Below are 461 nucleotides of genomic sequence, written 5' to 3'. Positions count from 1 at the left end.
CCGGCCCGCAGGTAGTTGCGGAACCCGTCGGCGCGGGGCTCGAGGACCTTGAACGAGTCGACATCGGTCTGCTCCTGGGTGGCGTCGGTGCGGCCCGCCCGGAACGGCACCGTGACCTCGACCCCGGCGTCCGACGCGGCCTTCTCGACCGCCGCGGAGCCGGCGAGCACGATGAGATCGGCGAGGGAGACCTGCGCCCCGCCCGCGGCGTTGAACTCCTGCTGGATGCCTTCGAGCGTCGACAGCACGGTCGCGAGCTGGTCGGGCTGGTTGACCGCCCAGCTGCGCTGCGGCTCGAGCCGAATGCGGGCGCCGTTCGCGCCGCCGCGCTTGTCGGTGGAGCGGAAGGTCGCGGCCGAGGCCCACGCCGTGGAGACCAACTGGGCGACCGAGAGGCCGGAGTCGAGCACCTTCGCCTTGAGCGTCGCGACGTCGGCGTCACTGACCTGCTCGCCGGACGC

At 73.1% G+C, this 461-nt stretch carries 1 protein-coding gene; it reads right to left on the bottom strand.

All coding sequences use genetic code 11. From position 1 onward, the window contains the following. Nucleotides 1–461, bottom strand: a 461-nt coding sequence (locus tag ACYQ0U_RS22815) for a peroxidase family protein (RefSeq protein ID WP_459976171.1), incomplete at both ends; no start/stop codon positions are given.

This window comes from Nocardioides pyridinolyticus, assembly GCF_054653575.1.
This window is presented reverse-complemented; position numbering and strand designations above follow the sequence as displayed.